The sequence below is a fragment of the Desulfopila inferna genome (assembly GCF_016919005.1).
GTDB lineage: Bacteria > Desulfobacterota > Desulfobulbia > Desulfobulbales > Desulfocapsaceae > Desulfopila_A > Desulfopila_A inferna.
In genome coordinates, this window is the sequence record NZ_JAFFQE010000001.1 from 473,884 (window position 1) to 494,065 (window position 20,182).

18 protein-coding genes, 2 tRNA genes and 1 pseudogene are annotated in these 20,182 nt (G+C 47.3%); 13 read left to right on the top strand and 8 right to left on the bottom strand.

The window, feature by feature from the left end; all coding sequences use genetic code 11:
• Nucleotides 1–5 precede the first annotated feature (5 nt).
• Nucleotides 6–353, bottom strand: coding sequence for a flagellar protein FlaG (locus JWG88_RS02025; protein ID WP_205232018.1), 348 nt, complete (start codon nucleotides 351–353; stop codon nucleotides 6–8).
• A 111-nt stretch (nucleotides 354–464) separates the two neighbouring features.
• On the bottom strand, nucleotides 465–1,307 hold the full coding sequence (locus JWG88_RS02030) for a flagellin domain-containing protein (protein WP_205232019.1): 843 nt from the start codon (nucleotides 1,305–1,307) through the stop codon (nucleotides 465–467).
• A 549-nt stretch (nucleotides 1,308–1,856) separates the two neighbouring features.
• On the opposite strand from JWG88_RS02030, the gene JWG88_RS02035 reads away from it, so the two are divergent.
• The 7 genes from JWG88_RS02035 to JWG88_RS02065 are packed head-to-tail and all read left to right on the top strand — an operon-like array spanning nucleotide 1,857 to nucleotide 8,540.
• A complete protein-coding gene (locus JWG88_RS02035; protein ID WP_337833095.1) occupies nucleotides 1,857–2,849 on the top strand; it encodes an NAD-dependent 4,6-dehydratase LegB in 993 nt (330 codons plus the stop codon).
• A complete protein-coding gene (locus JWG88_RS02040; RefSeq protein ID WP_205232020.1) occupies nucleotides 2,842–3,981 on the top strand; it encodes a LegC family aminotransferase in 1,140 nt (379 codons plus the stop codon). Before JWG88_RS02035 ends, JWG88_RS02040 begins: the two co-directional genes overlap by 8 nt.
• A 3-nt stretch (nucleotides 3,982–3,984) precedes the next feature.
• Complete coding sequence (locus JWG88_RS02045; protein WP_205232021.1) at nucleotides 3,985–4,602, top strand: acetyltransferase; 618 nt, start codon at nucleotides 3,985–3,987, stop codon at nucleotides 4,600–4,602.
• Between the two features lie 24 nt (nucleotides 4,603–4,626).
• A complete protein-coding gene (gene neuB / locus JWG88_RS02050; protein ID WP_205232022.1) occupies nucleotides 4,627–5,631 on the top strand; it encodes an N-acetylneuraminate synthase in 1,005 nt (334 codons plus the stop codon).
• Nucleotides 5,628–6,806 (top strand): UDP-N-acetylglucosamine 2-epimerase, encoded by a 1,179-nt coding sequence (gene neuC, locus JWG88_RS02055; protein ID WP_205232023.1) that lies wholly within the window; start codon nucleotides 5,628–5,630, stop codon nucleotides 6,804–6,806. The genes neuB and neuC overlap by 4 nt, the downstream gene beginning before the upstream one ends.
• Nucleotides 6,803–7,852 (top strand): nucleotidyltransferase family protein, encoded by a 1,050-nt coding sequence (locus JWG88_RS02060; protein WP_205232024.1) that lies wholly within the window; start codon nucleotides 6,803–6,805, stop codon nucleotides 7,850–7,852. Before neuC ends, JWG88_RS02060 begins: the two co-directional genes overlap by 4 nt.
• Nucleotides 7,845–8,540: an acylneuraminate cytidylyltransferase family protein gene (locus JWG88_RS02065; RefSeq protein WP_205232025.1), complete on the top strand. Its 696-nt coding sequence runs from the start codon at nucleotides 7,845–7,847 to the stop codon at nucleotides 8,538–8,540. The genes JWG88_RS02060 and JWG88_RS02065 overlap by 8 nt, the downstream gene beginning before the upstream one ends.
• A 3-nt stretch (nucleotides 8,541–8,543) precedes the next feature.
• Here the strand turns inward: JWG88_RS02065 and JWG88_RS02070 are convergent, their stop codons facing one another.
• On the bottom strand, nucleotides 8,544–11,036 hold the full coding sequence (locus tag JWG88_RS02070; RefSeq protein WP_205232026.1) for a 6-hydroxymethylpterin diphosphokinase MptE-like protein: 2,493 nt from the start codon (nucleotides 11,034–11,036) through the stop codon (nucleotides 8,544–8,546).
• A 68-nt stretch (nucleotides 11,037–11,104) separates the two neighbouring features.
• A pseudogene (locus tag JWG88_RS22095) lies at nucleotides 11,105–11,188 on the bottom strand (polysaccharide biosynthesis protein); the annotation flags it as partial.
• Nucleotides 11,189–11,554: 366 nt separating this feature from the next.
• Between JWG88_RS22095 and JWG88_RS02075 the strand changes: the two are divergent.
• Together JWG88_RS02075 and JWG88_RS02080 are read left to right on the top strand one after the other, a co-directional pair.
• Nucleotides 11,555–12,244 (top strand): flagellar brake protein, encoded by a 690-nt coding sequence (locus JWG88_RS02075; protein WP_205232027.1) that lies wholly within the window; start codon nucleotides 11,555–11,557, stop codon nucleotides 12,242–12,244.
• A gap of 49 nt (nucleotides 12,245–12,293) precedes the next feature.
• Complete coding sequence (locus tag JWG88_RS02080; RefSeq protein ID WP_205232028.1) at nucleotides 12,294–13,040, top strand: PilZ domain-containing protein; 747 nt, start codon at nucleotides 12,294–12,296, stop codon at nucleotides 13,038–13,040.
• A gap of 450 nt (nucleotides 13,041–13,490) precedes the next feature.
• Here JWG88_RS02080 and JWG88_RS02085 read toward each other — a convergent pair whose 3' ends face one another.
• Nucleotides 13,491–13,712, bottom strand: coding sequence for a hypothetical protein (locus JWG88_RS02085; protein WP_205232029.1), 222 nt, complete (start codon nucleotides 13,710–13,712; stop codon nucleotides 13,491–13,493).
• A 197-nt stretch (nucleotides 13,713–13,909) separates the two neighbouring features.
• On the opposite strand from JWG88_RS02085, the gene JWG88_RS02090 reads away from it, so the two are divergent.
• From JWG88_RS02090 to JWG88_RS02105, 4 genes are all read left to right on the top strand, one after another.
• Nucleotides 13,910–14,947: a TP0910 N-terminal domain-containing protein gene (locus tag JWG88_RS02090; protein ID WP_205232030.1), complete on the top strand. Its 1,038-nt coding sequence runs from the start codon at nucleotides 13,910–13,912 to the stop codon at nucleotides 14,945–14,947.
• Between the two features lie 5 nt (nucleotides 14,948–14,952).
• Nucleotides 14,953–15,246 carry an EscU/YscU/HrcU family type III secretion system export apparatus switch protein gene (locus tag JWG88_RS02095; RefSeq protein WP_205232031.1) on the top strand — a complete coding sequence of 98 codons (294 nt, stop codon included), beginning with the start codon at nucleotides 14,953–14,955 and terminating at the stop codon, nucleotides 15,244–15,246.
• A 128-nt stretch (nucleotides 15,247–15,374) separates the two neighbouring features.
• The gene (locus JWG88_RS02100; RefSeq protein ID WP_205232032.1) at nucleotides 15,375–16,451 is read left to right on the top strand and encodes an oxidoreductase; all 1,077 of its coding nucleotides are present in this window, start codon (nucleotides 15,375–15,377) and stop codon (nucleotides 16,449–16,451) included.
• Between the two features lie 263 nt (nucleotides 16,452–16,714).
• Nucleotides 16,715–17,212: a hypothetical protein gene (locus JWG88_RS02105; protein ID WP_205232033.1), complete on the top strand. Its 498-nt coding sequence runs from the start codon at nucleotides 16,715–16,717 to the stop codon at nucleotides 17,210–17,212.
• 315 nt (nucleotides 17,213–17,527) lie between these two features.
• On the opposite strand, the gene JWG88_RS02110 is transcribed toward JWG88_RS02105, so the two are convergent.
• The 3 genes from JWG88_RS02110 to lon all read right to left on the bottom strand — a co-directional run bounded on the left by JWG88_RS02110 (nucleotide 17,528) and on the right by lon (nucleotide 20,177).
• Nucleotides 17,528–17,604, bottom strand: a tRNA-Asp gene (locus JWG88_RS02110).
• Nucleotides 17,605–17,619: 15 nt separating this feature from the next.
• A tRNA-Val gene (locus JWG88_RS02115) sits at nucleotides 17,620–17,695 on the bottom strand.
• Nucleotides 17,696–17,765: 70 nt separating this feature from the next.
• Nucleotides 17,766–20,177: an endopeptidase La gene (gene lon, locus JWG88_RS02120; protein ID WP_205232034.1), complete on the bottom strand. Its 2,412-nt coding sequence runs from the start codon at nucleotides 20,175–20,177 to the stop codon at nucleotides 17,766–17,768.
• Nucleotides 20,178–20,182: the final 5 nt, after the last annotated feature.

Genomic DNA, 20,182 nt, shown 5'->3' on the forward strand with positions numbered 1-20,182 from the left:
ATTGCTCAGCTCTGTGTATCAACAAGATTTCCACGCAGGCCCTTCAACTGCTCGGCCAGTTCGCGCAGCTCTTCCGGCGGAATCTGACGGATCACCTCGTCGGTGTCCCGGTCGACCACCTTGACCACCATTTCACCTGCCTCGCTGTCATTTTCAAAGCGCACGCTGTACAGCCCGTCTTCGGTCAGCGCCTTGATCTGGCTGAGCAGTTCTTCCGGCTGAATCTGTTTCTTTTCCGGCTGATCGCTCTGGGGTTGTTCTTTGACCTGTTTGCGTGCGTCGCGCACCTGATCCGAGCCCTTGTTCAACTGGAACTGACCGGCATTCGGTAGATTGACCGCTTCAACATTCATATTTTTTTACCTCCCCCGCTCTTGGTAGGGAAAAACGGGGCCGGGAAACCCGGCCCCACGGATGTGCAACGTAGGGACGAACCGGTATGTTCGCCCAAGGGGTTGACCAGATTAACCCAGTAGGCTCAACGCGAGCTGTGGGGCCTGGTTGGCTTGGGCCAGGATCGACACCCCGGCCTGCTGCAGAATGTTCTGCTTGGTCATGTTCGAGGTTTCCTGAGCGATATCCGCATCCAGAATCCGCGAACGGGCCGAGGTCAAGTTCTCGGAAACATTGGAGAGGTTAGCTATTGTCGATTCGAAGCGATTCTGCACTGCACCCAGGTCGCCACGGATTGTATCGATCTGACCGATAGCTACGTCAACCAAAGAGATAGCTGAGCCAGCAGCAGCTCTTGTGCTCACACCTGTATCGCTTATGACCGTACCACTTCCAAGAGTAGCCGCATCCGCTGCAGTAATATTTACAGAAATTGTCTGGCTCTGATTAGCGCCAACCTGGAATACGGCTTCATTGCCTCCTCCTGAGAAAGTACCGTCTAACAATGTCTTGCCGTTAAAAGAAGTTGTATCCGCAATACGATCAATTTCACTGACCAGCTGGGCATACTCGGCATCAAGTGACAGGCGATCTGCATCCGTATTGGTATCGTTAGCCGACTGCACCGCCAACTCACGCATCCGCTGCAGAATGTTGGTGGTCTCTTGCAGGGCTCCTTCAGCCGTTTGGGCAAAAGAGATGCCGTCATTGGCATTCCGCACCGCCTGGTTCAGGCCGCGGATTTGCGCGGTCATGCGGTCGGAAATAGCCAGACCGGCAGCATCATCCTTGGCGCTGTTAATGCGCAGACCGGACGATAGGCGCTGCATGGATTTGTTGAGATCAGCTTGGGAAGTACCCAGATTCCGCTGGGCGTTCAAAGAAGCAATGTTTGTGTTAATGGTTAATGCCATGATGTTCCTCCATGAATGTTGTTTGCGGGCGTCCTTGCCCTGTTATAATGTTGTTGTGGAATCCTGCGCTTACCCTTTGACTTCACCTCCTTTCTGCGCTCTATTGATTCCATCTGAACTTCTTGTCGGCTGGTCCAGAATATTTCTTTAGATTTTTTTTATCGCTTTTTAATCAATTGATGAAAGATAGATTTTTTATCTTCAGTCTTGTACCTCTATATTATATATGCTATTGTTATTATCAAGAATCTCAATGATCTATTCCAATGTCTTAGCCTTCGAGCAGACTTCGGTTGATTCTGTAGAAAAAACTTTTTTCTGTAGTTTTGTCGCATGTGAGTCTACCTTTTTGTTCAGCTCTCAGTATAGTTTGTTAAATTAACTTGTCGGTATCAATCGACTTAACAAAAAACACGAAAAGGTCTATCTGCATTACCTTATTTTCTGATCAAATACGAATACTTGCTAATATCCGGCTAGACACTGGCAAGGATACGTTAAGAGTTGAGCTGAAATAACCGACTGCTGACAGGCTGAGGGAGGGAAATTGTGTCATTGAATTCAAAGAAAGTTCTGGTAACCGGTGCTGACGGCTTCATCGGCTCTCATCTGGTTGAGATGCTGATCGGCTACGGTGCCGAGATTCGAGCCCTGAGCTATTACAATTCCTTCAACAGCTGGGGATGGCTTGAAGAAGTGGACGGCATCGATGCGGTCGACGTTGTTTCCGGCGATATTCGTGATCCTTTTTTCTGCCGGAAAATAACGGCAGGCATCGATTATATTTTTCATCTGGCTGCACTGATTGCCATACCCTATTCCTACCAAGCGCCAGGTAGTTATCTTGAGACCAATGTCCAGGGAACATTGAACATCTGCCAGGCAGCCCTGGATAATGACTGTCAAAAAGTACTACAAACGTCGACCAGTGAAGTATACGGCACGGCACAGTACGTCCCCATCGACGAAAAACATCCGCTGCAGCCCCAGTCTCCCTACAGTGCGAGCAAGATCGGAGCAGACGCCGTTGCCATGAGCTATCACCACTCCTTCGGGCTGCCCCTGACGATCGTCCGCCCCTTCAATACTTACGGTCCCAGACAGTCAGCCCGTGCCGTTATCCCCACCATTATTACCCAGATTGCCACCGGAATGGAGGAGATCAAGCTCGGCGATGTCTCCCCGACCCGTGACTTCAATTATGTCAAAGATACCTGCCGCGGCTTCATTGAACTGGCAGGCTGTGATGCGGCAGACGGCAAAACGGTCAACATCGGCTCCAATTTCGAAATTTCGGTTGGAGAAACCCTGGAATTGATCAAAGAACTGATGAGCAGTAACGTTCGTTTCATCACCGAGAAGACCCGCCTGCGGGCTGAAAATTCAGAAGTCTTCCGCCTCTGGTGCGACAATACGCTGATCCGTGAACTGACAGGCTTCAAACCTGAATACGATATGCGCCGAGGCCTGCAGGAAACAATCGATTGGTTTACCAGGCCGGAAAATTTGGCACGCTATAAGGCGGAAATCTACAATGTTTGAAGACATCTTTGAATTTATCCGCGCACAGTTTGGCCATGCGGATTGTATCCCCCTGCACGAGCCTCGTTTTGCAGGAAATGAAAAGACCTATCTGAACGACTGTATCGACTCAACCTACGTTTCCAGCGTCGGAGAGTATGTCAACCGCTTCGAGTTGGCAGTAGCCGAGCTTACCGGCAGCCGCCATGCCATTGCCGTGGTCAACGGCACCCAGGGGCTGTTTGTGGCGCTCAAGGTAATCGGCATCGATACTGGCTGCGATGTACTAACGCAGTCACTGACTTTTGTCGCGACTTCAAACGCCATTCACTATAGTGGTGCCTCCCCGGTTTTTATCGATGTTGATAGCAAAACCCTCGGATTGTCACCGGATGCGCTGAAAAATTTTCTGCAAAAGCATACCGAAATCCGCAACGGCCGGCGCGTTAATAAGGTCAGCGGCCGAAGCATTGCTGCCTGCCTGCCTATGCACACCTGCGGACATCCCTGTCGAATAAGAGAAATTGCTGAGATATGCGCCGATAACCATATTGAACTGATCGAAGATGCGGCGGAAAGCCTGGGCAGTTTCTACGCAAATAAACATACCGGTCGCTTCGGTCGAATTGGCGTTTTGAGCTTTAACGGCAATAAAGTGATTACAACCGGCGGCGGCGGCATGCTGATTACGGACAATGAAGAGCTGGCGGACAAACTGCGCCACCTGACTACCACCGCCAAAGTACCGCACCAATGGGAATTCATCCATGACCAGATCGGCTACAACTTCCGCATGCCGAACCTGAATGCGGCTCTGGGCCTGGCACAGGTAGAACAGTTAGGTTCCTTTCTGGAAAGCAAACGGCAGTTGGCCAAACGCTATCGAGAGTTCTTTAGAAATAGCAAATTCACCTTTATTAATGAGCCATCGGGCTGCACGTCAAATTTTTGGCTTAATACCATACTGCTGCCAGACGAAAAACAGAAAATTGATTTTCTCGAACAAGCCAACCAGCATGGCATAGGCGTCCGTTCTTTATGGCGGCCCATGCATATGCTAAATATGTATAAGCATTGTCAACGGGACGCTCAGAGCAATGCAGAAGACATATATCGCCGTGGGGTTAATCTTCCCAGCAGCGTGAAAGGCTAACTAATGGATAAGATAATTTTAATCGGCGGCGGCGGCCACTGCACTTCATGCATCGATGTCATTGAGCAAGAGAATCGCTTCCAAATTGGTGGAATCGTTGATTTGCCGGATAAGATTGGTGAAAAACAACTCGGCTACCCGATCATCGGGCGAGACGAAGACCTTCCACGATTATCCGAAACCTATACGTTTTTTCTTATCACCCTGGGGCAGATCAAGACCCCGCAACGACGCATCGCCCTCTACGATTTACTGCTCGAACTGCAAGTCAGTCTGCCGACAGTTGTCTCCCCGCGTGCCTATATTTCACCTCACGCACACATTAATGACGGTACTATCATTATGCATAATGCACTGGTCAACGCTGGGGCCACAGTCGGTGCCAACTGTATCATCAACAGCTGCGCAATTATCGAACACGATGCCCGGATCGGTGATCATTGCCATATCTCGACCAACGCTGTTGTCAATGGTGGCGCAATAATTGCAGGAGAATCCTTTGTTGGTAGTGGTGCAGTAATCAGGGACAATATCCGAGTCGGGCGCCGTTCACTTATCGGCGGCGGAGCCAATGTTATGGAGGATGTCCCCGAAGACACGTTCTATACGGGAAGAAAATAGCAGCAAACATCAAGGAGACAAACGTTGGAATCGGTTTTTATCATCGCCGAAGCCGGAGTGAATCATAACGGCGACATTGAGCTGGCCAAACAATTAATTGATGTTGCAGCTCAATCCGGAGCCGACGCTGTCAAATTTCAGACATTCACCGCGGATGCACTCCTGAGCCATAATGCCCCCAAAGCAGAGTATCAGCAGCAAACGACCGATACCGCCGAAACCCAGTATGCAATGATCAAAAAACTGGAACTGGACCGCAGTTCCCACCAATTGCTGCTGGAGCACTGTCGCCGAAAAGGTATCATGTTCCTTTCCTCCCCATTCGACCTGGAAAGCATAACCACCCTTGATGAACTCGGGATTGAAATTTTCAAAATTCCCTCGGGTGAAATCACCAACCTGCCTTACCTCCGAAAAATAGGCAGCTTAAATAAATCGTGCATACTCTCTACCGGCATGTCAACCATTCAAGAGGTAGAAACAGCTCTACAAGTTCTAAGCGACGCTGGAACGTCAAAAGAATTGGTAACCGTTCTGCATTGCAATACCGAATACCCGACGCCCATGAGTGACGTCAACCTTCGCGCCATGCAAACCATGGCAGACCTGCTAGACGTTAACATTGGTTACTCAGATCACACTCTCGGAATAGAAATTCCGATTGCCGCCGTCGCCATGGGAGCGAGGGTCATTGAAAAGCACTTCACTCTCAGCAAAGACCTGCCGGGCCCTGATCATCAAGCGTCTCTTGAACCCCGGCAACTAAAAGAAATGGTCATCGTGATTCGCAACTTGGAGCAGGCACTGGGGGATGGGCACAAACGACCGACTCCGTCAGAAGAAAAAAACAAGTCAATCGTCAGAAAAAGCATTGTAGCAAAAAAATACATCAGACAAGGCGAAGTGTTTGATGAGGAAAATTTGACGACCAAACGGCCAGGCACTGGCATCTCACCAATGATGTGGGATAAAATAGTCGGAATCTCCGCTAACACAGATTTTCAACCCGATGAAATGATAAAGCTATGAAAAAAATCTGTGTCTTTACCGGAAGCCGGGCAGAGTACGGATTACTCAAGCCTTTGCTTGACGAGATTAAGCAAGATTCCAGCTTGAAACTGCTGCTCCTTGTTTCCGGAATGCACCTTTCAGCGGTATTCGGCAACACATACAAATTGATCGAATCAGACGGATTTAAAATCGACAGGAAAGTCATGACGCTCGACGATGGGGGCACCCCCCTTGCCACCTGCCGCTCAATCGCACATGGCATCGTCGGTTACACTGAAGCCTTTAGAGAGTTGCAGCCGGATATTCTCGTACTTCTTGGCGATCGGTACGAAACATTTGCAGCAGCAACAGCAGCTCTGGTTTCTCAGCTCCCTATTGCTCACATCCATGGCGGAGAAACAACCCAAGGAGCTATTGACGAGGCGTTTCGACACTCCATTACCAAGATGAGTCTTTTACATTTTACCTCAACTGAAAACTATCGACAGAGAGTTATACAATTAGGAGAACACCCGGATCATGTTTTCGATGTAGGTGCTATTGGACTTGAATATCTTGATAAAGGTGACTTTCTTTCAAAAAATGAATTAGAAGACGCTCTAAATTTCAGATTTGGCAAAAAGAATGCTCTGGTAACTTTCCACCCCGTAACTCTCGAACCAGGACGCGCAACACAACAATTCAGCCAACTCCTAGCAGCCTTGGACGACCTTGAGGAATTGAAAATTATTTTCACTAAAGCCAATGCAGATCCAGAAGGGCGAAATATCAACCAGCTAATAGATGATTATGTTATCAAAAACCCAAAAAGGACAATTTCTTTCACTTCTATGGGACATCAACGATATCTCAGCAGTATGAAAATAGTTGATTTAGTTATCGGTAACAGCAGCAGCGGTATAATAGAAGCTCCGAGTTTCGGCGTGCCAGTGATAAATGTCGGAAGCCGCCAACAAGGGCGAATCAAAGCAGCCAATATTATCGACTGCTTGCCGGAGCAGAAAAGCATTCTTGAAGCCTGCAAAAAAGGACTGAGTCAACAATTTAAGAATCTAGCTAAAGCGGTCGATAACCCTTATAGAAAGAAGGATACGGCATCTCAAATCAAAGAAATCATCAAAAAAACAAACGCTACCAAACGGTTGAAGTCTTTTTACGACATCCCCGCAAACACAAGCAGCTCAAAATCATGAGAAATTGCAAAAAAATAAGTATTCCCTCTCACTCCACAATCAAAGAAGCAATTGAAACTATTGATAAAGGAGTGATGCAGATTGCCTTGGTTGTAGATGATGATTGCCTTCTCGGCACCATCACTGATGGTGATATCCGACGTGCTTTCCTGAATGGTAGCAAGCTTAACGATAACATTGAAGGACTCTACAACACGTCCCCTCTTACCGGTAGGAATGATCAATCGCAAGAAGATCTGGTTCAACTGGCCCTGACCCGCGGCATAAAACAATTACCGATACTTGATGAGGATGGGCGATTAATCGGCATCGAATATATTGACGATTATCTGCGCGGACCGGAAAAACCAAACTGTGTGGTCCTTATGGCCGGCGGACTTGGGACCCGTCTGAGGCCACTCACCGCCGAAACACCGAAGCCGATGCTGACTGTCGGCTCCAGACCGATTCTGGAGACGATCCTGGACAGTTTTTCCCGTTACGGGTTCCGCAATTTCTACTTCAGCGTGAATTACAGGGCGGAAAAAATCCGCGAGTACTTCAAGGATGGCAGCCAATACGGTGCCAACATCTCTTACCTGAATGAAAAAGACCGGCTCGGTACAGCAGGAGCGCTCAGCCTGTTACCGCAGGATATCAGTGAGCCGATCATTGTCATGAACGGTGACCTGTTGACGAATGTCAACTTCGACCAATTACTCAATTATCACCTGCTGGCCAAAGCCGACGCGACCATGTGCGTACGTGAATACACTTTGCAGATCCCCTATGGCGTTGTCGAAACCGAAGGAGCCAGAATTCTGGGCATCGAGGAAAAGCCGACACAGAACTTTTTCGTCAATGCCGGAATATATGTCTTGAGTCCAAGTGCTCTGCAGTTGATCCCGCAAGAAAGCTATTTCGACATGCCGCAATTGTTTCAGTCTCTGGTTAAAAGCGATCGAAAGGCCTGCTCTTTTCCGATCACCGATTACTGGATGGATATCGGCCAACCAAACGACTTCGATCAGGCGAATTCGGAGTACGACGAGGTCTTTGATGTTTAAAGGACAGCGGATTCTGGCTCTGATTCCCGCACGTGGAGGAAGTAAAGGTCTGCCGGGGAAAAATATCCGGAACCTCCACGGCAAGCCACTGATCGCCTGGAGCATTGAAGCCGCCATGAAAAGCAACTATATCGACCGCATAATTGTCAGCACCGATTCTGCGGATATCGCTACCATAGCTGAAGAGTATGGAGCGGAGATTCCCTTCATGCGTCCGACTGAGCTGGCCGCGGATAATTCAAGCGGTATTGATGTCTGCCTCCATGCCCTGGAATGGTATTCCAACAAAAGCGATATTTACGATCTGCTGTTAATTCTGCAACCAACCTCTCCACTCCGCACAGCCTCAGACATTGATGCCGCAATCGAAACATTGGGCGCCAAACAGGCCAAAGCCGTGGTCTCGGTTTGCGAAACGGATCACCATCCCTGGTGGAGCAGTCAACTGCCGCAAGATGGGAACATGGAAAACTTCATACGCCCAGAAGTTTTGAATAAGAACCGGCAGGAACTGCCGAACTACTACCGACTCAATGGAGCTATTTATCTCATCGAAACGAAACTCTTAAGAAAAACACATTCATTTTATGGGCCCGATACCTTTGCTTACATTATGCCTCCAGAAAGATCGATTGACATAGACTCTCTTCCCGATCTCCTTTTGGCCGAGGCCTACCTTGCAAAATGAGATTTATGCATTGATCTGCGTGAGCAGTTGACGGGCAGCACGATTCGAAGAATCCTGCTCTAGAACCGCTTCAAACATCATACGAGCCCCCTCTTCGAGGTCCAGTTCAAGATAGCGACGACCGACTTTCAACATAACCGACAAATCAGTATCAACCCGTTCGAGATAATCTGCATATAAATTTAAAGACGTTTGATGCTCGCCAAAAATCCATAGCAAATCAGCATAATACGGTAAATAAGCCACTGAAATGCCAGCCAGGCACTCTGCGATTAACCGCGCATTATCTAAATCTTGATTCTGCAGTGACAAACTGAGCAGTCGTTTCAATGCTTCTTCAAGAACAGCCATGTCCTGGCTCTGTTCTTCCTGGGCATCAACAATATGTCGATATTCACACAGTGCCTGTTCTGGAGCACCCTCCAGTTCAGCCAGATACCCTTTTGCAAGGTGGGCAAGAGAGGCTGCTTCAGCCTCCTGAATATGATCTAGACTTTCAGACATGTGACGCAAATTATCCAGTCGCCCCTGCCTGTACATGGCCTGCAATTTTCCGCGGACCTGGCCCAGTTGAGAGAATTCACGTGCACGCTTCAAGTGCCCAGTCTCCTGCAAAAGCAGAATGTCCTCGAAGCTTTTCTCCAGCGTCTCAAGCAGGTGAGCTTCCTGAGCAGAGAATTCTTTATGGGGGTGTCTATGTCGCCAAACAAACGCACGACCCGGCTGAAAATCACTCCGCCACTGAGTAGCCAGCTTACTCAGGTCCGGGTCTTCTTTTTCCTCTTCAAGCCGAGATTCTAACCTGTTAGCGGCGTTACTGAGTATATCAACCAATCGATCAGCACTGTCTCGATATGCTTCATAGTAGATGCGCCCTATGCGTTCTGCATCCTCTTCACTCCAGTCACGGTCCTGGTCGCCCTGGGTTATTTTGAGAAATTCCCTGATGCCCAGTTTTTTGAGCAGCTGAGAAAAGCCCGCGTACTCACTGTTCAGCGTATTCTCAATACGATCCATCTTGATCCTATATTTACGATTACCCTTCTTCTTGCCTCGGCGACCAAAAAAGGCTTCATTGGCTCTCAATGCTCCAACAGATAGTTTACGTATGGCCCTTATACCTCTTTGAGCTTTTTCCAGCTCGGCAAGCATTGCCTCATAATGTTCGACACGTCTCTCAGACGTTTCAACAGGCAACCAATTGATTAAACTTTGGTCAGCTAGAGCTGAAGACATTTCAAAGGTAATATCCTCATGCGAAGTAAACTCAACGCATTTTATTTTCGTGGCACTATGACTCAAATTGACTATCTGGCAGCCATTATGCTTGGCTCCTTCAGCCTGCGCCTCAATCTGAGTTGCGGCAAAATGAAAATCGGGGGTTGTTTCCGCCGACCAACCACCATTTGTCTCAACCCATAATTTTCCCATACCTAGTTGAGGGCCAGCTTTGCGCTCATTACTGCCGGAAGCATGGGTATATCCTTCCCGGCTGTGACACAGGTCGACGCCTGCAAGGAGTATACGCGAAAACCCCATGTTTACAGCCAGGGCAAGGGCGCTATTGGTAACAGTCGGTCCGGGAGCATCGAGGAGATCTTTATTGAAAGTCGAGTCCCATGGCAGCCTGGGTCCTAGAAAAAGGCTTCTGCCACCCCATTGCCCCAATAAGGCACTCACGACATGATACTTGTGAACAAACACCGTTTTCTCTGACAGTTTCAACATCTCCTTACTGATATCAAAACTGATCATATTTGGATCAACAGAGACAATTATATCCGGTGAGAGATCGACTTCAAGCAACCGCCGGGCAATTCGCGAAACAGCAATAACGACCATTTTCTCGCGATTCTCTTGTATCCATGGCAGCACATCATCAAGAGAAGGCCCGCCGGCGAGAATGATTGCTGTCTGACCAGCGCATTTATTCAACAGACATGAAGCTGATGTTCGATTTTCCGGAAGGTTCTCAAACTGCCTCAAATGAAAAAGCTCTGCTCCCAGTTCGGCATTATGCTGCCACTGAATCTTTTCCAGCTCTTCCCGCAGTTGATTGGTTAGCTGAAGATAATCCGGTAAACGGCCGTCGGCCGCTGCAAAAGAAGGCGCAGTTTTTAAATTTCCGAGATATACAAAATTCCTGTATTCTATCTTCTCGGCACACTGAAGCCATTTATCGGGAGTCGTTATATCAATTTTTTTATGGAACCCCTTTTCAGGAATTATTTCCTCTAAGCGGTCATAAACCTGACCTGGTTCCACGAAAATATAATAACTCCCCTCAGGCAAACCAGACTCAACCAAATATTTTGGCAGCAAGCCACTGTCACTACCCGGGATGATATACAGACTGTTTTCTTGAAATAAATCCTGGTTAAAATGATTCTCATAAGAGGCTCTGGCACCAATTCGGTCAAAAGCAAAACCATTGACATCAAAAAGATATTTATCGCCAAACGAATTTTCCAAAAACGGCCCTAAAGTGTTTTCCATGTATATAAACAACCTCCTTCATATATGGGCAAATTAAACAATTTCCGCACCAGTTCTTACCCAAATAAATATTTTTTCAGTATGGTTTGCACAAAAGCTTTTCCGAAAGATCCTGTTCCACCAGTTACAAGAATAGATTGATTTGAAAGCATTATTTTTTTTGCCTCTGCTTATTACTGTAAATAATTTTTTATATGATTCCTATTGCTTCTATATTTTGAGCATCCTTCAGGTCGCATATTACCATAAAAAACTTTATAGATAAGATCCTCTTCCAATCAATAACTCCTTCGTCTGGAAGAAGATATGCAATCACAAAATGACGATTGAGTTATGAATGACAAACGATTCCGGTTATTAAAAATGTTTCTTATTTATTATCGGTTTATATTTCGAAATCCTTAGAATGAAATATTACTTAACTAACTTGAATTATATTATTCTCAATGCTAATGTATGGTGGTCGGGTGGAAGGAGATAATTTTATCTAAAAAGCTTTTTAAATAGCAGTTTATACTATGACCACCAACAAAAGTATTCTCCAGGATATTCCGGACTCAAAGCCTGTACGGGTTTTTCTTCCTCTAAAAAATGTCAGAGAGAGATACCGGGTACAGGGCGTTTACCAGAAATCGTCCGCTTCCGTCTTCAGTCTCTTTTTCAAACATGGATTACTGCCGGTGGAGAATATAGATACCTCCAAACCATGTATTGTGAATATTGACATGGGGGGGCCTTCGGTATCCCTTGAGGCCAATATTACCAAAATCGTCGACTCCCGGCAGCTTGTAATGACAGCAGTCAAATCGATGAGTCATGAGCAGATGAGGGAATTCTTCCGGGTTGACGCCGTCACCAGCGTTATCGGGCGGGCGTTTCTCTCTCAAGCAAAAGCAAACGACGGCAAGAGCTGGGTCTTAAAAGGAGCAACAATAGACATCAGTGGAAGCGGCATCCTGGCGAGTTTTCCCGAAAAACCTCCGGAAAACCAAACTATTCTTCTGGAAATTACTCTTCCGACCGACGAACCCCAAGTTGTTACCGCCCTGGCACGCCACGTCAGGACGGTGAAGACAGCCGACAAACAATATGACGTGGCCTACCACTTTGAAGAAATAACCACGGAAGACAGGGATAAAATAATCGGCTGCTGCCTGGAAATTCAAAGAAAGCTACTTCGTCTCAAGGTTAACGTTAAAGATCTTTAGTGACTTACATCTAAAAGGCCGGCGTTAAAATGGAAAACGAATAAATTAATTGGACAACTATGAGCTGCTCTCTATATCCAAGGCACTTATACCCTCTTTTAAGGTGCTGAAAATCGTGGACTCTTCATCTATAGCCAACATAGTCAATGCAATCAAGGGTAGCCAGCCGGCTATGATAAAACTGACCGTCAAGGGCGGTAATCAGCATCAGTATGAATGCACCTTCAAGGAGGACGAAGCGCCGAATTTCTTCCTGGTTTTTCCACCTGATACCCTGCCGGATGGTATTGCTTTGAAAGCGGAACATCTAGTTTCCATAGCCCAAAAATCGTCTTCCCTTTCTCTAAACACATCCATTATTGAGAGACAAAACGATACCTTGCGTTTAAAGGCTAATGGAACCCTTGATCCGGCAAGTCTCAGAGAATATTTCCGGATCAATACCAGTACCAAAATCGTTGCCTCCTACAGAACAAATTCCCAGCATAGTTCCTCCGCTGACTGGACTATCAGCGGACAGACCCAGGACATATCGGGATCCGGAGTGCTGGCGCTCTTCGGTGACGAACCGAAAAATAAAAATCATATCATTGTTGAAATCCTTCTTCCTCACCAGAATGTGACCATTAACGCGGTAAGCCATATCGTACACAAAAAACGCCTTCGCAATGGACGCTGGCAGGTTTCCTTCCATTTCGACACGATCTCCACTAAACATCGTGATTCAGTTATCACCTATTTGCTTGGTGTTCAGCGCCAGCAGCTGCGTGATAATGTGCGTGCGTGGGATGAATAGTGGCCGTTCATGTCAGGGGCTATTCCGCCTGAATCGACGAACTCGGTGATTTAATCCACAGGTTTCCGCAGGTATATAATTTCGTATTCCTGAGGATGCTTTCTGATACTGCGAGTTCCGGATCCATCAATCCAGTAAGAAATTGTTTTTTCCAAATAATCCAGGAGTGTGTCGGAGAATTGCAATTTTTCCTCAGATCAGGTAAGCGCAGACTCCGAGGCCTTTTCAGGAAATCAAGCACGGCCATATATTTAATATCGGAGTCTTCGCTTACCTGCGAGCATTGATTTTCTGAAAACAACGCCGAGATGGGCGGTAAGTGAGTGAGCTCACCTGCTCGATGAAGTCTGGGCAACGTCAAACAATCTCGTTTATCATTTTTCAAATGGTTTCCAATTGGTTGCGGAATTTTTGATGGAGAGACAACAATACAATCAATATCATTATTGGTTAAATAGCGATAGATGCCATATCCACAAGGACCAGCTTCGTATGCAAATCGAAGTACAGCTCCTTTCGATATGAGTTTGGGATAGCTTTATTTAATTGATTCATGTTGTTATCAATCTTTCCGTAGTATCTGACCTCACCAGTACTACCGTCATCAGCTATTCCAATTGAAATTGAGTTTTTGTGAACATCTAAGCCGATATTCATTATCATTTTTTTCAAGACCTCCCTCCTTGGTTTTGGCTCTGAGTTGGTTTTGTTGATTTCAACTTAACCCACGTTTTTGCAAGGAAGGCAGGTCTATTTTGCTTATGTGGTAACCATGATATCTAGTCCGGCAGTCTGAAGCCATCTAAGTTTCTGTAGTAGTCAGCTCTTCTTTTTCTTAACACATCGATCAATCCTGCCGATAGGAAAGTATGCACTCTATTTCTCCGCTCTCAGGAATTCTTCCCCTCGGTTCTTCCACTTCCGAATCGGGATCCAGAGGAAAGCACAGTCAGCCTCAACTGGGACAAACATTCAAGGCTGTCGTGGTTGAGACAAAGGGCTCATTTACGTTTATTCTCGAGATCGGCGGCAATAAAATTACCGCGCAGTCCCAGACACAGCTGTCGATCGGCCAGACACTTCAGCTCCAGGTGATGTCCACTGCACCGCAGGTGGAGCTTAGAATTTTAGGTGATTCCACCAATCTCCTCAGCGGAAAATCGATAACACTGCTGGGGAAAAATATCGACATCAAAGCGCTTTTCGAATCGCTGCACCAGGTCTCACCATCTCCCTTGAGCAACCTCAACTCATTAAGCAGACAAACGCTTGAATCCTATTTTCATTTCAATCAGGAGGGTTTGCTGGGCAAAGACGGCGGCGGTCTTTTAAAGAGCTTTATTGACAGACTCGGCCTGTCTTTTGAGGCGCTGCTCGCCAGAGGAGAGAAAAACAATGCACAGTTGACCTTGAAATCCGCACTGCTCGAACTGGCACAAGCCTTTAAGGGGGCCGGACACCTGGCAGAAAGTACCAACAAGCTCTTAAGCACCATCGAACTCTATCAGCTGATGCAGCTCCAGTTGGAAAAGGAAAATATCTTTATTTTTCCACTTCCTATGCCTTTTCTCGAAAAAGGTTATCTTCTTGTCGAGGATTTCCACAGGGAAAGCGATACCGACGATAGTGAGACCGACAATCGCTTTTCCCTACATCTTGCCCTGGAAGGGTTGGGCAACCTACGCATTGATCTCCTGCAGAGCAAGCAAGGTATCTACATCAAATTTATTTGTGATTCTAAGGATAAGCTGCAGTTTTTAGAACAATTCTCGAGCGATCTCCTGCCCGATGTAATCGACAGGAATACTCTGAAAATTTCATTTTCTCAAGAACATGTCGATCCGGCGGCAGATCTGTTGAGAAGACTGGTGCCGGAAGGTGAATCGATAGTCAATACCAAGGTATGATATATATGGAGAGAAAAAATATCCCCAAAGCCGTAGCAATTCTTTATGACGACGACAAAGGTGCGGCACCGAAAATTATCGCGGGCGGACAGGGAGTCATTGCCGGCAAGATCATAGAAACAGCGAGAGAGGCAGGAATCCACATCCAGGAAGACCCGGCTCTAGTCGAGCTGCTCTCCAAGGTACCGATAGGCGACGAAATCCCTGTCGAGCTTTACCAGACGGTTGCCGAGGTTCTGGCCTTTGTCTATAAGGTGAACCAAAAATATCAAGAAAAAATGGCTGACAAAGGGTATTAGCGAAATCGCTTTCCTTGTAAAACAGCTATAGTATCCTTACACTTATCCTATTAAAGATCGCCACATAGATGCGCCCTGCCGGCCGAGCTGCTGAGACTCAAAGTTACCCCTTGCTAAGGAGAGTACACATGGAAAGCGGCAACAGTGGAATTTTCTCCCCTTTCACCATCAAAGGATTCACTTTTAAAAATCGCCTTGGCGTTGCGCCGATGACACGCACTTCCGCAGACGAGGCGTCGATCCCGCGCCAGGACGTTCTCGATTTTTTAGTGCGGCGCGCCAGGAATGGTGCCGGACTGGTATATACCGAGGCGCTGGTCACCGATTATGAAAGCGCTCAGGGCTACCCAGGGCAAAGCAGGATCACCAACAGCAAGCAGATCGAGGCGTGGAAATCCGTTGCCGAAAAAATCCGGGAACATGGCTCCGTCGGCATCATTCAGCTTTTCCATTGCGGCAGGATAGCATATGAGGGTGTTAATCCGGCAAACCGGGTTATCGCTCCCTCCCCAATTTCTCCAGTCCAGGGTAACTCGCTGACCGGCAGAAAATATCCTCTTCCCGATGAAATGAGCAAGTTTGACATCGACCATGTCATAAACGGTTTTGTCGAATCGGCAAAAGGCGCCGTCGAAGCCGGTTTTGACGGCATTGAAATTCATGGAGCCCACGGCTATCTTATCAGCCAATTTCTTTCGTCATACTCCAATAAGCGGAATGACTACTATGGCGGTACTTTGGAAAATCGTTTCCGTTTTGCCTGTGAAATTATAGAGAGTGTCAAAGCAGTGGTCCCGGATGATATTCTGCTTTTCTTCAGAATTTCCAACTGGGGAATTGCCGATATGGAAGTCTCGCTCTTCGAGGACCAGGTTGAATGGCAGCAACTGATAACGCTGCTGTCACGCCAGGATATCGATGCCATCTCCGTTTCCGCCTATGATTTTCAAAAGAATGAATTCGGCACCGATTATACCATGAGTCAGCTGACCCGCCAGGTCACCGAACTTCCACTTCTCATTTGCGGAAAGATATATGACCACAGGACAGCCGAACTGGCCCTGCAGGATGCCGACTTCGCTCTCTCGGCAAAATCAATGTTATTGAATCAGCATTTTGTCGAAGATATCCGGAACCAGCGTGAGTTGAAACCATACAGTGCCAAAGATGCCGACATCGCCTATACCGGCGAAAAGCTTCTTTAACTTTGATGGCGTCGCGATAAGCGCTAGACTTCTAGAAAGCCCGGTCTCCCGCGTTGCAGATTCGGCCTACACTCCTGATATTTTCAATATATGATGGATCGTTCCAGGCAACTTCAATGACTTTTCTCGAGATGGGAAATATGACAAGCTCGTAAAAACCTCAAATATTTTCGGTATCCGTCATTCCGGGACCAGATCGGAGTCCGGGACCGGAATGACAGAGAGAGCACGTCGGGGGGTTTTATTAGTCCATCAAAAAGTGAATGGATATTTATATGCAGCAAAAAACACAATTTCAATTTTTATTACCGGCAATCCTTTTCTTGTTGCTGATCTCCTGCACGGGAACTGACAATCCTGTAGTTGAAATCAATGAATTTATTGCAGCTGCAGAGAAGAATTTCGAGAGAAAAGATACCGGCAATCTAAAGAAACTTATCTCAAACAATTATCATGATTCAAAAAATTTCTCCCGCCAGGATATTGCCCGGATTATTGCCGGCTATTTCCTCCGTCGCCCGAGCATATATGTATTGACGAATCCAAGAGAAATTTCGTTGGCAGGTAATCAAACTACCGCACGCCTGACGCTCTATGTGGCGGTATCCAGAGAACCACTGCTTGAAACAGATCTTGAACTGGTTCAGGCCGAACGCTATCGGCTTGAGGTGGAGTTGCAAAAAGAGGGAGGGGATTGGCTGCTAACTTCGGCGGCTTTAAATAGTATATCGGCCAACGAGTTTATCGACAGCTATAATTGATGGGCTCGTGAAAAGCTTATCTACGTCGTTATGGATCTGCACCCGTGTGGGCATAAACTCCGACTTCGAGAAGCCTGATATATGATTATCCCCGGATGATTTTTCGCAAGACTGGATCAAATCCTTCTAAAGCAATGCAGGCGAATCAAGTCCTTTCCGAGTTGTCTGGTGGTTGGATTGTTGGGGATCGCTACGCTCACCGCCAACCTACCTTTTTAAAAAAAAAAATGATCTTTGATCAATATAGCCCGCATTCTTTCTATATAAACGCAAAAAAGGGATACAGCATAATTGCTGTATCCCTTTTTTTTCTACTGGCGGGGCCGACGAGACTCGAACTCGCGACCTCCGGCGTGACAGGCCGGCATTCTAACCAACTGAACTACGACCCCGCATGTCGTATATTGTGGTGGGCGGAACAGGGCTTGAACCTGTGACCCTCGGCTTGTAAGGCCGATGCTCTCCCAACTGAGCTACCCGCCCGCTCATTCAAGCGTGGATGAGTATTTACCAATTAAGCTCATCCCCGTCAAGCAAAAAAGACAGAAAAAAATTAATGTGGTGTGTTCTGTGAAGCCGCTTCGATCTCACCATATACACTGCTGCCCGGAACATTTTTAAATAACGATTCCCCTTCCTTGACAACTATCGCATGTTCAAGCACTTCGTCCATATGATCGACAAGATCAATGGTCAGGCTCTTCCGGATGGTCGGGGCAACATCCTTCAGGTCACGTTCGTTTTCCTTGGGGATGAGAACATGGGTGATGTTGCCTCGTTTGGCGGCCAGCAATTTCTCGGTCAACCCACCAATGGGCAGGATCCTGCCGCGCAGGGTAATCTCACCCGTCATTGCCAGCTTATGCCGCACCGGAGCTTTTAACAGCGCCGAAACCAGTGTTGTCGCTATGGTTATGCCGGCCGAAGGACCGTCTTTGGGAATTGCCCCCTCGGGTACATGTATATGAATATCAAGCTTCTGATAGAAATCCACATCCAGGCCTAAAATATCCGCCCGGGAACGTACATAACTGAGAGCAGCCCTGGCCGACTCCTGCATGACCTCGCCCAGCTTACCGGTAATAATCAGTTTGCCGGTGCCCGGCATCAATGTTGCTTCAATCTGCAGCAACTCTCCGCCAACCTCGGTCCAGGCAAGTCCCGTGGTCAATCCAATGGAGTCCTTTTCCTCGGCGAGGCCATAGCGATATCTCGGCGTACCCAGGTGCTTGAGGACAGACTGTACTCCAATTCTGTATTTTTTGTCCTTGGCCTTCTTTTTAAGCCGGTCGCGCGCTATCTTACGGCACAGAGAGGCAATGGAACGCTCAAGATTTCTTACTCCTGCTTCTCTGGTATAGCGTCTGACAATTTCGAGGATGGCTCCCTCTGTCAGCTTGATATCGTCTTTATTGAAGCCGTTGGCCTCAAGCTGTTTCGGCACCAGATAGCCTTCGGCTATTTTCAGCTTTTCCTCTTCAGTATAGCCGCTGATGGAGATAATTTCCATGCGGTCTTGCAGAGGAACCGGGATGCCATGCAGACTATTTGCCGTGGTTATGAAGAAAACGCCCGACAGGTCATAGTCAAGATCAAGATAATGATCATTGAATGCGACATTCTGTTCGGGATCAAGAACCTCCAGTAGAGCAGCTGAGGGATCACCCCGGAAATCCATGGACATTTTATCTACTTCATCCAGACAGAAAACAGGGTTCGACACATTGACCTTCTGCATCGACTGGATTATTTTCCCCGGCATGGCTCCGATATAGGTTCTTCGATGACCGCGAATTTCAGCTTCATCCCGTACGCCGCCCAGCGAAAGCCGGACGAACTTACGGTCCATGGCACGGGCGATTGATTTGCAGATCGAGGTTTTACCGACACCAGGAGGGCCGACCAGGCAGAGGATGGGTCCTTTAATCTTCTTTACCTGGGTCTGGACGGCAAGATATTCGAGAATGCGCTCCTTCGGTTTGGAGAGTCCGTAATGATCTTCATCCAGGATCCTCTCGGCCGTGTTGATATCCAGATTGCTTTTCCCTTTTTTCTTCCAGGGAAGGCTGATGATCGCCTCAATATAATTCCTGACCACCGTGGTCTCGGCGGACATGGGCGGCATGGCCCGGAGCTTTTTCAGCTCCTTCAGGGCTTTCTCCCTGGCCACCGTCGGCATCTTCATCTTGTTGAGGGTTTCTTCAAGCTCGGTGATATCGTCCATACCATCCTCGCCCTGCCCCATCTCGGTCTGGATCTCACGTACCTTTTCACCAAGATAGTAGTTACGCTGGGTTTTACCCATCCGGGTCTTTACCTTGGCGTCTATGGTTTTTTCGAGTGCGGCAAGCTCAATCTCCCGATGGATGATTTCCAATATCTTCTCGATGCGTTCCTGTAAGGTTCGGCACTCAAGAATAGACTGTTTTTCTTCGGTTTTGATAGGGAGGTGGGCGCAGATTACATCGACCAGTTTTCCCGGCTGCTCGATTGATTCCAGAGACTTGATGACTTCCTTGGCAATTTTCTTGTTTATCGAGGCGAATTCGCTGAAATATTTCCTCAATTCCCGCTCATAGGCAACCACTTCCCTGGTAACTTCCTCCTCTTCTTCAAATTGACGTACTTCAACCTGAAAAAAGTTGTCATTCGGTACGAAAGAGACTATTTCTCCTCTCCCCTTACCTTCAACCAGCGCTTTGATAGTTCCGTCGGGAAGACGAAGAAGCTGCATCACCACAGCAAGTGTTCCCGTGGTATAGACGCCGTCTTCTTCAGGTTCATCAATGGTTGAATCTCTTTGAGTAACCAGAAAAATCTCGGTTCTCTTCTGCATCGCATCTTCCAGAGCCTGGATAGATTTCCTTCTTCCCACTACAAGAGGCGCAACCATATGCGGAAATACAACGATATCCCGGAGCGGCATCAGAGGATACAGTTTTGTGGTATTGTCATTACTGGGCATTACTT